The sequence below is a fragment of the Acaryochloris sp. CCMEE 5410 genome (assembly GCF_000238775.2).
GTDB lineage: Bacteria > Cyanobacteriota > Cyanobacteriia > Thermosynechococcales > Thermosynechococcaceae > Acaryochloris.
Genome location: NZ_AFEJ02000002.1, coordinates 1,607,261 through 1,620,895 on the forward strand (window position 1 = coordinate 1,607,261; position 13,635 = coordinate 1,620,895).

General features: G+C 49.4%; 10 protein-coding genes. 3 read left to right on the forward strand and 7 right to left on the reverse strand.

What is annotated here, in order from left to right; translation table 11 throughout:
- The first annotated feature begins 239 nt into the window (after nucleotides 1-239).
- Nucleotides 240-1,250: a tryptophan--tRNA ligase gene (gene trpS, locus ON05_RS28255; RefSeq protein ID WP_010477865.1), complete on the forward strand. Its 1,011-nt coding sequence runs from the start codon at nucleotides 240-242 to the stop codon at nucleotides 1,248-1,250.
- On the opposite strand, the gene ON05_RS28260 is transcribed toward trpS, so the two are convergent.
- A complete protein-coding gene (locus ON05_RS28260) occupies nucleotides 1,247-3,214 on the reverse strand; it encodes a DICT sensory domain-containing protein (protein ID WP_010477863.1) in 1,968 nt (655 codons plus the stop codon). The genes trpS and ON05_RS28260 overlap by 4 nt on opposite strands.
- Before the next feature lie 405 nt (nucleotides 3,215-3,619).
- On the opposite strand from ON05_RS28260, the gene ON05_RS28265 reads away from it, so the two are divergent.
- A complete protein-coding gene (locus ON05_RS28265) occupies nucleotides 3,620-4,900 on the forward strand; it encodes a sugar ABC transporter substrate-binding protein (RefSeq protein WP_010477861.1) in 1,281 nt (426 codons plus the stop codon).
- Here the strand turns inward: ON05_RS28265 and ON05_RS28270 are convergent.
- The 6 genes from ON05_RS28270 to ON05_RS28295 all read right to left on the reverse strand — a co-directional run bounded on the left by ON05_RS28270 (nucleotide 4,882) and on the right by ON05_RS28295 (nucleotide 11,145).
- Entirely contained in the window at nucleotides 4,882-6,162 is a 1,281-nt protein-coding gene (locus tag ON05_RS28270; protein ID WP_010477859.1) for a folylpolyglutamate synthase/dihydrofolate synthase family protein, read from the reverse strand. The genes ON05_RS28265 and ON05_RS28270 overlap by 19 nt on opposite strands.
- Nucleotides 6,163-6,194: 32 nt before the next feature.
- Entirely contained in the window at nucleotides 6,195-6,698 is a 504-nt protein-coding gene (locus ON05_RS28275; RefSeq protein ID WP_010477857.1) for a ferredoxin, read from the reverse strand.
- Complete coding sequence (locus tag ON05_RS28280) at nucleotides 6,698-7,084, reverse strand: DUF1257 domain-containing protein (protein WP_010477855.1); 387 nt, start codon at nucleotides 7,082-7,084, stop codon at nucleotides 6,698-6,700. Before ON05_RS28280 ends, ON05_RS28275 begins: the two co-directional genes overlap by 1 nt.
- Nucleotides 7,085-7,150: 66 nt before the next feature.
- On the reverse strand, nucleotides 7,151-7,360 hold the full coding sequence (locus tag ON05_RS28285; protein WP_010477853.1) for a DUF2997 domain-containing protein: 210 nt from the start codon (nucleotides 7,358-7,360) through the stop codon (nucleotides 7,151-7,153).
- Between the two features lie 509 nt (nucleotides 7,361-7,869).
- Nucleotides 7,870-9,132 (reverse strand): hypothetical protein, encoded by a 1,263-nt coding sequence (locus ON05_RS28290; protein ID WP_010477852.1) that lies wholly within the window; start codon nucleotides 9,130-9,132, stop codon nucleotides 7,870-7,872.
- Nucleotides 9,133-9,405: 273 nt separating this feature from the next.
- Entirely contained in the window at nucleotides 9,406-11,145 is a 1,740-nt protein-coding gene (locus ON05_RS28295; protein WP_029315491.1) for an ABC transporter ATP-binding protein, read from the reverse strand.
- A 158-nt stretch (nucleotides 11,146-11,303) separates the two neighbouring features.
- Here ON05_RS28295 and ON05_RS28300 point away from each other — a divergent pair, with 158 nt between their 5' ends.
- Complete coding sequence (locus ON05_RS28300) at nucleotides 11,304-13,547, forward strand: PBP1A family penicillin-binding protein (protein WP_029315490.1); 2,244 nt, start codon at nucleotides 11,304-11,306, stop codon at nucleotides 13,545-13,547.
- Nucleotides 13,548-13,635 lie beyond the last annotated feature (88 nt).

The following is a 13,635-nucleotide window of genomic DNA, read 5'->3' on the forward strand; positions in this document are numbered from 1 at the left end:
GGGAAAATTTTCCGTACTATTTCGGATTTTTTTGAAGGAATCGCTAAAATCCTCTGAGCGCAAGATAATCAAACTTTGACTGCCCCTCTGATCTCTTTAGAACAATATCCGTGCTTACACGGATGCATCAACATCAATATTGAGTTCTATAAAAACCTCAAGAGCGAGCAGACAGAAGCTATGTCACACTAGATCACTGTGCAGATTGCATTGTGATCAACGATTCAAACATTTAAAGCATGGGTAAGCAACGTGTTCTTTCAGGTGTCCAACCCACTGGCACCCTTCACTTAGGTAATTACTTGGGAGCCATTCGGAATTGGGTCGAAGGACAGAGCAACTATGAAAACTATTTTTTTATTGCGGATCTCCATGCCATCACTGTTCCCCATGATCCTCAACAACTAGCCGATAATACCTATTCCCTTGCTGCCCTGTATTTGGCCTGCGGCTTAGATCCTGAACACACTACAATTTTTGTTCAGTCTCATATCTCTGCCCATGCAGAACTGGCCTGGCTATTTAACTGTATTACACCGCTGAATTGGCTCGAGCGCATGATCCAGTTCAAAGAGAAGGCCCTTAAGCAAGGAGAGAACGTCAGCATTGGCTTACTCGACTATCCCGTTTTGCAAGCCGCCGACATCCTGCTGTATCAAGCGGATCTAGTGCCCGTGGGGGAAGACCAAAAGCAGCATCTAGAACTCACCAGAGATATTGCAGCCCGTCTGAACTTTCAGTATGGAACCGAAGAGAATCCTATTCTCAAGGTGCCAGAGCCTCTTATTCGCCCGGAGGGAGCCCGGATCATGAGCCTGACAGACGGCACCAATAAAATGTCCAAGTCAGATCCCTCGGAACAAAGTCGAATTACCTTGCTAGACACTCCCGATCAAATTCGCAATAAAATTAAGCGATGCAAAACTGATCCCGTCCGAGGACTAAGTTTTGATGATCCAGACCGCCCAGAATGCCAAAATCTGCTCACCTTATATCAGTTAATGTCAGGGCAAGCTAAAACGGCAGTCGCAGAGGAATGTGCAGAGATGGGCTGGGGACAGTTCAAGCCCCTGCTGACTGAGGTAATGATTGAGGGCCTGCGCCCCATCCAAGACCGCTATACAGCGTTAATGACGAATAAACAAGATTTGGAGGGGGTTCTCCAACAGGGCAAAGACCAAGCCAGTGAGATTGCCAACAAGACCTTAACGAAGGTCAAGGATGCCTTGGGTTATTCTCGGCCCCTCTAAGGGTGACTGGTTTGGGTAACCGGCATTAGATCTTGGGAGTCACTAGGCGCTTCTAAGGGCAGCGTGAAATGAAAGGCACTGCCTTGATCGCGTCCGGCAGATTCCGCCCAGATTCTGCCCTTCATCCCTTGAATCACTTGTCGGCAAATGGCTAATCCCAAGCCCGTACCACCTTTACTACGCCGCAGAAAGTCTTCTTCTTGATAGAAAGAATCAAAGATAGATTCCAATCGGCTCGGCTCAATGCCTCTCCCGGTATCGGCGACAATGACTTCCAAACAGTCATCGTCTGGGGAAATATGGGCTTGAATGGTCACTTCCCCATCCACCCCTGTGAACTTACAAGCATTGTCCAGAATCCGATTAAGCACTTCTTCTAGGCCTTCCGCATCGACCTGAATGGTGGGTAGATGCGGATCAACCTCCACGCTGATGGTGGGTAGATCTTTACTGTTGTTGCTCGATCGCATGGAACTCAAGGCCAGCTCTAGGGTTTCTTGAAATTCAATGGACTCGATTTGGTTATAGATTTGTCCCCCCTCTAACCGAGAGAGAATCAGAATATCTTGAATCAAATCCCGCAAACGACCTAAGTCTTCTAGGGCCGTGCTCAGGAGGGCTTGACGAAAGACTGGCGAAATATCCGGTTCACTATCCAAACTTTCTAAACAAACCTGGATAGTAGACAGGGGAGTCCGCAGTTCATGGCCGACAATGGCAATCAAATTACTCCGGGTTTGTTCGAGAGCAGCCAAGTTGCGGTTGAGGGATTCAGAATCTGAATAGGCTTGAGCTTGGGTGAGGGCAACCCCGGCTTGGGCAGCAATGGCTTCGACTAGGGCAATATCATTTTCATGCCACTGATAAATCAGGGGTCCACCATGGTGCAACTCTAAGACCCCCAACAATTCTCCCTGATGTCGAATGGGGGCAATCAACCAGGAATGAATTTGCCATTGTTCTAACTTGGCTGCAAATTTTTTATCCTGGCGCAGGTGTTGAACCTCAAAGACATCGGCAATGGCAATGGCCCGTTCTTGGGCTAGAGCAACAGATAAGAGAGGATTGGTGCTAATGGGCCAGGGGGTTCCTTGTAAGGAGGGCAAGCCTGGGGCCACAAATTCATACTCGATTTCAACGGCTTCATCGGTGCGATCGCAACAGTAGAGAATACACCGACAATGCTCGAATACTTTACCTAACTCATTGACGGCAACCGCCAACACTTCTTTCGGGTCAAGGGATTGGCGGATCGCAGCCGTCATGGCATTAGCAAACCGCTCTTTTCGTTCTTTGGCTGATAGGGCTCGATAGGCTTTGAGTAATTTATATTGACTCGCCTGTAAATAGGTCACCAGTCGTTGGCCAAACACCCGCGACTGCAAGACAGGCAAAGGCGGAATGGAAGCGGCCGAGGTTAAACAGTATTGCTTCTTGGCCTTTTTGACTTTGGACGCTAGCTCAGGACGATATTGGGCAATCCGATCCAATAAAAGGTTGGCGGCATGCAGGCATACGTCTCGCTCAAAGGTCCAAATGCCTTCATATCGTTGAGACTGTTCTACGGAAGTGAGTACTTTTTTCTGTTCTTGGCAGGCCAAGCAGGCCGTGTAGTCTTGACCAACAATAATCAAATGTTTTTCGTTGGCCAAACTATCCTCAAGATCGAGGGGAATGGTTTCGTATTGATCCGATGCGATCGCAAAACTGGATTCCGGCTCGGGGGCCGCCAGGACATAGACATGATCTGTCTTTTGAGCAATACGCTGGTATCGACGGGTTTCTTGGCGATAAAAGCGCTCCTGTTGAAAACTAGCGATGACGAGGGGGGCTTCATTTCCCGCCAACACAACATCTTCAATGGCCCGACAGAGAGCATTGAGAGACGACTTAAAATACATCTGTGGATGCAGATCTGGTAAGTCCGTTAACAGAGTCTGCAACAAAGAGTCTAAATTACTCACACCAACAGTTTGCTGAATCTTGCTTAGATTAGGGACAACGGCCTGACACGAGTAGGGAAAGTTAACAGCAGAAAAAAGCGAACTGAGGCTCGTTTTGGCATAAAGCCAAGGATGCGCCCCCCCTTATGGCTAAAAAGGTTCGGATAACCAACAACATATAAATTCAGAAATATGAATTTATGATTGACCCAGTACTAGCCAGCATAGCGCAGGACGGTGCCCTTAATGCTGTACTTCACTAGACTTAGCCAAGTTCTACCCCTCGATAATTAGGCCTTATTTTTATCCCAGATCTAGAGTTAATCCATTTTGCGTCCAAGCGGCATTGGAACAAAGTCACGAGAAAAGGATTCGGATCAGCGTAAACTGTTACTCAATATTTTCTGACAAGCGATCGCATAACCCATGATTCAACGAAAAACTTGGCAACGCTTTGGCCTGTTAACCTTACTCGGGATATTCCTGAGTTGGTTAATTAGCTGCACACCAGCCCCCCAAAGTAATGGCAATACCCTGGATTTTTGGACGATGCAGCTCTCGCCCAAATTCGACGCCTATTTTGAGCAGGTTATTGACCAGTTTGAAAAAGATAATCCAGAGATCAAGGTGAAGTGGACGGATGTGCCCTGGGCGGCCATGCAAAGCAAAATTCTCGCGGCTGTCGCTGCTAAGACGGCTCCCGATGTCGTCAATCTCAATCCTGACTTTGCCTCTCAGCTAGCCAGTAAAGGGAGTTGGTTGGATTTAGATGAAGCCATCGACCAAGCCGATCGCGATCGCTATCTCTCTAATATTTGGGATGCCAGTTCCTTGAACGGCAAAACCTTTGGCATTCCCTGGTACTTAACGGCCCGGATCGCCATTTACAACAAAGAAATTTTTGATGAGGCTGGCATTTCAGAACCTCCTAAGACCTATGCAGAATTGGCAGCTGCAGCCAAGAAAATCAAAGATAAAACAGGGAAATATGCCTTCTTTGTAACCACGGTGCCCACGGATTCTGGAGAGTTAATGGAATCCTTTGTCCAAATGGGGGTCAAGCTAGTGGATCCTGCAGGTAAGGCCGCCTTCAACTCCCCGGAAGGGAAAGCCGCCTTCCAATATTGGGTGGATCTCTACAAACAAAAACTAATCCCCCCCGCAGTCTTGACCGAAGGACATAAGCGAGCCGTTGATTTATATCAATCAGGGGAAGTGGCCTTGCTGTCTTCCAGCCCTCAATTTTTGAATAGTGTTAAAACCAATGCCCCTAACATTGCCAAAAACTCTGTTGCGGCCCCTCAAATTACAGGCTCCACGGGCAAAAAAAATGTGGCGGTCATGAACCTGATCATCCCTAAAGATACGGATAAAGCAGAAGCCGCCCTTAAATTCGCCCTGTTTGTCACCAACCCTGAGAATCAGCTCACCTTTGCTAAAGAAGCTGATGTTCTGCCTTCTACCACAGAGTCTTTAGCAAATCCTTATTTCAGTGAAGTAAAAGACGGCGATGATATCTCCCAAGCTCGGGTCGTCAGCGCCCAACAAATGGAGGATGCTGAGATCTTGATTCCGGCCATGAAGGACATCAAAAAACTGCAGAAAATCCTCTATGAGAATCTGCAGCAGGCCATGCTCGATAAGAAGTCGGTAGATCAAGCCATCACCGATGCCGAGAAAGCCTGGAATCAAACCGTAGGAGCATAAGTTTGCAGATAGTGTCCCACGAGATATAACGAACCACATAACACATGCATTGAGGGTGTCTCGGGCTCAGGTCTAAAGGCATCCTCTAATGCTTTTTCTAGGCTGGGAAAGCACTGACAACACGCCAACCTAGGACAAACCGTCTTCGCCAATTCTGCTAAGGCTTGGGGTTCAGCGCTACTGTGGCCGGGAACTGGAACTAGGGATAGGGTATCCCCTGGCTGCAGAAGAATCTCCAGAATATCTTGGTGATCCTTAGTGGATAACATGCCCATGAGCCAATGGACCTGAGGCGGTTGCTGGCTATCCACATGCTGTCGTAAGCCCCGAGCTGCTGCTACATTATGGGCACCGTCAATCAGTAATGGGTGCTGTCGCCAGTGAACCCACTGCAACCGTCCCGGCCAACGGGTATTCGCCATCCCGGTGATAATGGCTTCATCTGAAATCTGCCAGCCTTGGAGTTGAAGCTGTTGGAGGGTTGCGATCGCAACCGCCGTATTCGTCAATTGAATCTCCCCCGGCAAGCTGAGGGGAAATATCACACCCGCCGATTCTGCCCAAGGCAACGTATCAGGAGTGGCATGGGGAGCCTTAACTCGCCGAGCCGGTTGAGGCCAGGTCGCCGGGCAGTTAAGCTGTTGAATTTTGGCCTGGACTACTGCTGCAGCTTCGGGGGGTAGGGGACCCACCACCGCGGGCCGCTGGGCCTTTAGAACTCCTGCCTTTTCCCCAGCGATATCGGCCAAAGTCGGTCCTAAGCGCTGCCAATGTTCGCGACTTAATGAGGTAATCACGCTGACTAAGGGCTGCTCACAAACATTCGTCGCATCTAAGCGTCCCCCCAACCCCACTTCAATCACCGCCAGATCCACCTGCTGCTGGGCAAAATACTGCCAAGCCAGGGCAGTGATCACCTCAAATTGGGTGAGCGGAGATGGTAAGGAAATCGAGGCCATCTCTGCCTCTAAATCCACTAAAAGCTTTGTCAGGGCTGAGGTCTCAATGGGCTGATTATTAATACAAATTCGTTCAGTCCAGTCCACCAAATGGGGAGAGGTATAGCGGCCGACTCGATACCCAGCCGCTGTTAATACGGACGACAGATAGGCACAAACAGACCCCTTGCCATTCGTACCGGCCACATGAATGATCGGCACCTGCAGGTGAGGTTGCCCAATTTGATCAAGCAGATACTGGATCCGCTCTAGGCCCAGATGTATACCAAACCGCTCGTAACGACTAATTAGAGATGAAAACAATGAGAGCAGCCATTAGAAACAAACGGAAGGACTCAGAGCCCTGGCCCCGAATTATCCAAGGAAATTGGGCGAGGTTTGCGTCCTGCTTTTTTGGGTACCACCCGCTTAGTATAGGTCGCCGGAATTTGGGAGCCAAGAATATTCACCTGTTGATATTTCCGATCGGCTTCTAGCTGCTGCAGCTGCGTATAGTCGACCCAATGAATACAATCTACAGGGCAAGTATCAATCGCTTCTTGGACAATCTCAAACGCATCACCATCCTGCCGAAACACCCGTGACCGCCCATATCCTGGCTCGATATAAAATGTGTTTCTCGCAACGTGGGCACAATGCTTACAGCCAATACAGGTCGGTTCATCTACATAAACCCCTTTTTGGCGAATCACACCGCCCAGCTCAGGTTCTAGACCAGTACGCTCATTTTCAGTACGAAACCCACCCCCCAGTTCAGGCTCTAAGCCTGAGCGTGAGGAAGCAGGTTGAGTAGATTTTGGCGTCCCGTCGGGGACGCCAGCATTTTTTAAATCAGTCATCACGCATTCCAGCGCTGAACCACTAGGCGAATGGAGCCATCTTCATTATTGACTTGCTCGGCGACCTGGAAGCCTTGCTGAGCAGTGGTATTAATCACAGTGTGGTACGCATAGCGCTGAGTCACTTGCTCTAAGAAGCGATCAACGGACCAAGCCTGCTGCCAAAAGTCCATGTCAGCAACAAGCTCATACGCTTCGTCTGTTTTGCTGAAGCCAATGTCATAGCCGTTGTCTTGTTCAATCACCAACTCAGCAGATTGGGTTTTGCCTTTGTAGCCTCTAATGGGCTGAGGGCCAGCTTTCCAGTCTAAACCGAGATCGTTTAAAGCTGCCTGCAATGAAGGCAGGTTACGAATTTGAGTTTTGATTTGGCTGAAATGAGACATAGTGACTTAATTTTTGTGAGTGATATGAACAATTAGGAGAGGAAACTTGAGCCTAAAACCCAGGATTTACCATTGGCTATGGCCAACTTGATTGACAGCAGTCTGCTGCAAGGTATCTGGTTGAGTAAAAAATTCTGAGGTGGGTTGATGGCTCACCACTTTGCCAAGTTGGGCTTCAATAGCGGCAGTCACTTCTGCACAGGACGCGCCTACGATGCCGGTCACCATTTCTTGCACCCGACCATCTGGGTAAATGACAAACTCAAGGGTTTCCATGCTTTATAAACCACCGAAGACTAGAGGAGCTGGGCAAGATCCAATGCACTCCAGCATCGAACCTATATAAGTTGTCTTAATGAACCGTTATCAATTTAGGACAAATTATAACAAAAGTTCTTGATCGAGAGAGTAACGACTTGAAATTAGTTTCTAAGAAGACTCAAAAGGCGTCAAGTCTTGATATGTAAAATTTTGTAGAGGCATCAAGAGGCCTGCAGCCTAAAGGATTAACGCTAGTTTCGAAGAACTAACATCCAACCTTTTTTCTATTCCAGCCCTGGACTAAGCCCTTCTTTAAATCTTGGTAAAAGGCATATTAGTAAAGACTTAACCGCAATATTGGGCAAGGGATACCGCCGCTCCGTTAAGACGGTAACGTAGTTGTGCGAAGAAAGTCATTCATTTATCCATTCTCTTAATAAGAAAGATAAAGAAACGTATCTCTCTTTACAAAACAGACACAAAAAGACTAGGCCAACCTGCCTCCCCATCTGAACAGATGAGAGCTAAAACGCTTTCTGCCAACCCAGGGTTAACACCCAATCTGTTTCTAACTGGGGACCATCCAGGGACTGATAAACCGGCAGGGCAAACTCTACGGCTAACCGATGGCCTGCCAAGACTCCCTGATTAACGAGAAAGTTGAGTCCCAAGCCCACATCCAAACGAGTTCCCCCTCGGAGATTGGGGTTGGCGGTCGGGATAATCGCCGGATTCAGGCGAGGATCGGCACCTGTAATATTGCCCCAGGTCGCCCCTTTCAACCGTATCGAGGTACTCAACCAGTTATTCCAACGGCGGGCTCCCCATCCTGTTAGATTGAAGCGATTACCGAGCCGATAACTATTACCATTTGTTCCTAGACGAAGGGTGCCTAAGGCCTGTCCGCCCCAGGACCAATGATCGGATTGGCCTAAATAGGTGATCCCAGGGTGTAAATCAAAGGTGCCTGATCCCAACTGCATGGGATAGGGAAGGACTTGATTTGGACCTGCAGGGGTATCGTCTCTGCTGTTAGTCGATCCAGTTGGGAAGCTGATCCCCGCGTTGAAGTGAATCCGCTGCCGATCTTGGTCGAGAATTTTGTACAGCCCCATCAACTGAATATCCCCAAAACCATCGGACTGAGTGGTAAACCGTGTCCCCATACGGGTGACATGTTCCATACTTTTGAAGATATAGGGAGCCATCACACTCAGAGTGAGTTCATCAGTAGGGGCATACATGGCTCCTAACATGTGCATGTCCGTCGTCATTTCGGTGGGGGTGACTGGAAACTGTTGCAGTACTTGAGCAGGCGTCAAATCAGTTGTGCCACCTCGATTGCCCGCCATCTCCATCCGCATAAAGCGGTAGGAAAACATCACTTCGCCTGCTCCATGGGTATGATCGCCCATGACACCAATCGGTGCATGGCCGTCGGGACGCCCTGAACGCCACAGGTTATCTGAGGATTCTGCCGGTTCCGACTGATCATCCTTCTCAGCAGACGGTTCTTCCTCAGATGAGTCACTCTCTAGACGATCGGCAATATGTAGGGGGGCATCTCCTGAGGCAATAACGCCCCAATCTTGAGGATGATCAACCGATTTTGGTTGTAGTTCAGCCATGGTCTGGAGACTCGATTTAAACCCCGTTTGTGGATCATCAGAAGCCTCGTTTTGGAGATCAGATTCTAAAACAACAGGTTGCGCTTCAGAACCCTTGCGAGAAAACAGCTCTGAAACTTCTAGCAGTTGGGGCTGCTGTACTTTGAAATCTTCAGCCATGCAGGGTTCTATTCCTAGGAGAATAGTGAGGATCATGGCACTAGAAGACTGTAATGCCTGGGGAGAACACCAAAGGAGGTTAACTTTCAAAACAAATCCTATTTTTTCGCAGATAAAGATAACTCGGTATTCTCGTCAAATCCCTTTATGGCGTCAAAAGACCAGCCGTCTTAGTTCGACTGCGAGTCAAAGAGGGAAGTCACGCCTAAAAACTCAGCATCAGGGGTGAGCTGAGTCGGCAGCGAAGATGTCCCCGTCAACCCTACGACTTGATTACTTCAACTGCTTGGCATAAAGACTGGCATAGCGAGACAGACCATTCGCCATCAGCTGTTGATGGGTGCCAGATTCGACAATTTGGCCGTTTTCCACGACAAAAATTCGATCCGAGTTCAGAACGGTTGTCAGACGATGAGCAATCAGGATAACGGTGCACTGACCCGAGGCAGGCCCGCCCATCAGATTCTCCAAGGCGGCCTGAACCAATGCTTCCGATTCTGTGTCCAAGGCAGATGTGGCCTCATCCAATACCAAAATACGGGGATTACGAAAGACGGCTCGGGCGATCGCAATTCGCTGACGCTGTCCCCCTGAGAGGGTGGTACCTTGTTCTCCTAAATAGGTATGAAAACCTTGAGGAAGCTGCTGAATAAATTCGCTAGCATTAGCAATATCAGCGGCTTTCTGGACCTGGGATAACTCAAAGTCAGCCTGACCATAGGCAATATTCTGGCTGATCGTACCTGAGAATAAATAGGTGTGCTGTGGCACGATACCAATCTGCTGATACCAACTCTGGCGAGAGACGGATTGTAGATCAATCCCATCGACCAAAATTTGGCCTGCTGTCGGCTGATACAGGCGCAACAACAGATGAGCCAAGGTGGATTTGCCTGCACCGGATGGGCCAATTAGAGCGATGGTCTCTCCGGGTTGCACCTGAAAACTCAGGTTCTTTAACACCGGTTGCTGAGGGTGATAGGCAAAAGAAACATGCCGGAATTCCACCGCCCCTTTGATGTAGGGCAATGGTTTGGCATTCTGAGGCTCAGGGTGACGAGGTAACTCAAGGAGAGCCTGAATGCGATCAATAGAGGCTTGTCCCTGTTTGAATTTGTTGTAGTTTTCGGTAATCAGATTAATCGGATCGATAAGTAAGACTGCGGCAGCCACAAAGCTAATAAATTGACTGGGGGTCAACTGTCCCAAACTGATTTGCCAGCCACCTAAGAGAAAGAGTAGCGAGACTGCGATCGCTTCAATAATGCCAACAATCGGATACTGAATCGCTTTAATCCGCTCGACGGCAAACGTAGCCTGACGGCTTTGTCGAGCCACCTGCATAAACCGCTCCATCTCATAGTCTTCAGCACCATAGGCTTTGACCACTGCCATACCCCTGAGGGTCTCCGTCAGGAGGCTAGCCAAGCTGGCCACTTGGGTCTGACTTCTGCGAGCAAAGGCTAACAGGCGTTCACCAAACCAACCAATCACCCAGCCCACCAATGGCGCTAAGACCAAAGCAGCAACGGTCAAGGTCCAGTTGAGGTAAATCATATAGGCCAGAACCGCCACTAGCTGTAGGGCACAGGGCACAGATTGATGAAACAACTGGTTGAGAATCTCACCAATGCGATCAATATCTTCCGTCATTCGATAGACTAAATCGCCTGTAGCAGCTTGCTGAAAATAGGGCAGTTCTTGCTGCTGAAGCTGGGTATAGACACGGCGACGAAGATTCAAGGTGATATCAAAGGCGACTTGAGCCATCAACACATCTTGGCCATATTCAAACCCACCTCGAATCACAAAGAACAGGCCAACGACACCCGGTAAATAAAGGAGGGCCTCGAGGTTTTGGTCCCCCACATACTGGGCGGCCTGACCAATCAGGACGGCAATCATCGGCATGGACAGCACGTAGACCACCGTACAGATCAATGCGAAGGTCAATGATCGTCGATACACCCGGATATGGGGGAAAAGTGCTAAATAGGAGAGACGAGAGTTCAATAGCAATTCAGTCCATCACGGCAGCTTTCGGCATCCGCCCAGTAGGATAGAGAAATAGCCCGCTGGGCCAAGCACAGCTTATACGATCAAACCTGGCGCCCCCCTGTACGACGAATTGGTACTCACCGAGCCATCAACCTGACGATTGAGATTTGCCCATGACATCTCCTAAACCTTCTCCGTCAAAGACCTTTCTAGGGAATGTGACGCAGGTGGTTCGTACCATTCAAGCAAAAGCAGATCTGTCAAAGCTTACCCTGAAGCGGAATGCTCGGGTGCCAGAGCTAAAAATTAATTCCGGTGAAGGGGAACCCCAAAGCTATCCCCTGATTAGCGATCGCTATATTATTGGCCGCAGTGCCCGCACCTGTGACATTGTGATTCGTAATCCCATCGTCAGCCAGGTACATGCCTCGATTCAGCGGGATGGCAAACACCGCACCTTTTTGATTCGGGATGAACAATCCACCAACGGCATCTTTCGCCGCAAACGCCGGGTGGACTCCCATGCCTTGCGCCATAAAGATGTCCTCACCCTCGGACCCGCCGCTTTAGAAGCTGCGGTCAGTGTCGAATATATCGATCCACCACCCTGGTACGTGCGAGGGATGCGCTATCTCCTCTATGGCACTGCAGGCGTCGTGGGTTTAACTCTCCTCGTCGTCGCTGCAGAATGGCAAAAATTCACTGTTCGCCCCTTACCCACCACCAACCAAGGGCCGATCGTGGTCCTGTCTCGGGACCAAACGCCATTAGCACGACGCCGAGATACGGTTCATGGCGAGTTGAAAAGTCTGGATGATTTTTCTCCCCATATTGTGAATGCCCTACTAGCCTCTGAGGACAGTCGATTCTATTGGCATATGGGCGTCGATCCCATTGGTATTGTCCGGGCGGTGGTTACAAACGTCGCTGGAGGTAGCCTAAGAGAAGGGGCCAGTACGATTACCCAACAGCTGGCCCGTAGCGTTTTTCGTAGCTATGTCGGCAGTGAAGATACCCTGGATCGGAAATTCCGAGAAGCTGTCGTCGCCTTAAAGTTAGAGACCTACTACAGCAAAGACTTTTTGTTGTTGACCTATCTAAATAAGGTCTATTTAGGCATCTATGCCAATGGGTTCGAAGACGCAGCTCGCTTTTACTTTGATAAGTCTGCCAAAGACTTAAGCATTGCCGAATCTGCCACCCTCGTAGGCATTTTACCTGCCCCTAACGCCTTTAACCCTGTCCAGGATTACAATGCGGCCCTAGAATTCCGCAATCGAGTCATTACCCGTATGGCTCAGCAAGGTCGAATTAGCCAGGAAGACGCCAATCGCGCCCGTCGCTCTCGCATCGAAATTAGCCCCAAAGCTCGGGAAGAACTGCAAAGTGTAAAGGCCCCTTACTATTACAGCTATGTCTTTGATGAGTTAGAGGAATTGTTAGGGGCCAGTCTGGCCCAAGAAGGCAATTTTATTGTCACGACTAATTTAGATCTGGCGGTTCAAAACACGGCAGAACAAACCCTGGCCAATGCCGTCGCCACCTCTGGCTCAACCTTTGGCTACTCCCAAGGGGCATTACTCACCGTGGATTATGAAGCGGGAGAAATTATTGCATTAGTGGGCGGCACCGACTTTAGTAAAAGTCAGTTTAACCGGGTCACCCAAGCCCAGCGGCAGCCAGGGTCAACTTTTAAGCTATTTGGCTATACGGCAGCCGTGGATGCCAACATCTCCCCCAATAAAACCTATTCCTGCTCTCCGTTGGCGTGGCAAGGACAGACCTTTACTGGCTGCCAGAATGGCGGCAGCGGCAATATTGATATGTTTCGGGGATTTGCCCTGTCCGAGAACGTAGTAGCTTTGCGCGTAGCCCAAGATGTGGGTATTTCCCGAGTGATCCAAACCGCTCGCCAATTAGGAATTACCTCTCCCTTGCAGGCAGTTCCAGCCCTAGTATTGGGACAAAGTGAAGTAACGCCCCTGGAACTCACCCGGGCGTTCGCCATTGTGGCCAATCGCGGTCGTCGCCATACTCCTCGTGCAATTCGTCAGGTGCTCGATGCCGGAGACTGCAAAGATTCCCGTTCTATTTCTACCTGCCGAGTCATTTATGACGGCACCCAAAATGCCAGCACTCAAGTGATCGATCCTGGGGTTGCTGTGGTGATGCAAGACATGATGCGCCAAGTGGTCCAATCCGGTACAGGGCGAGGCGCTGCGGTTGCCTCTGGGGCTGCAGGGAAAACAGGCACCACGAATTTGGGCCGAGATTTATGGTTTGTCGGTTATGTGCCTCGCCGCAATTTATTGACGGGAATTTGGCTCGGCAATGATGACAATAGCCCTACTTCAGGGAGTAGTGCCCAAGCGGCGGCCGTATGGGGCGATTATATGCGGCAAATCGTCAATCAATGACAGGGAGTAAAGCTGAAAGTTATATTAAGATATGTTATCTATTCTTACAAAAAATCTTAAGATTAAGCCGTAATAACCCTTGCCACGC

What these genes read in the sequence shown, in the direction of transcription:
- trpS (WP_010477865.1), top strand. Translation starts at nt 240, where the DNA reads ATGGGTAAGCAACGTGTTCTTTCAGGTGTCCAACCCACTGGCACCCTT.
- ON05_RS28265 (WP_010477861.1), top strand. Translation starts at nt 3,620, where the DNA reads ATGATTCAACGAAAAACTTGGCAACGCTTTGGCCTGTTAACCTTACTC.
- ON05_RS28275 (WP_010477857.1), bottom strand. Translation starts at nt 6,698, where the DNA reads ATGACTGATTTAAAAAATGCTGGCGTCCCCGACGGGACGCCAAAATCT.
- ON05_RS28280 (WP_010477855.1), bottom strand. Translation starts at nt 7,084, where the DNA reads ATGTCTCATTTCAGCCAAATCAAAACTCAAATTCGTAACCTGCCTTCA.
- ON05_RS28285 (WP_010477853.1), bottom strand. Translation starts at nt 7,360, where the DNA reads ATGGAAACCCTTGAGTTTGTCATTTACCCAGATGGTCGGGTGCAAGAA.
- ON05_RS28290 (WP_010477852.1), bottom strand. Translation starts at nt 9,132, where the DNA reads ATGGCTGAAGATTTCAAAGTACAGCAGCCCCAACTGCTAGAAGTTTCA.
- ON05_RS28300 (WP_029315490.1), top strand. Translation starts at nt 11,304, where the DNA reads ATGACATCTCCTAAACCTTCTCCGTCAAAGACCTTTCTAGGGAATGTG.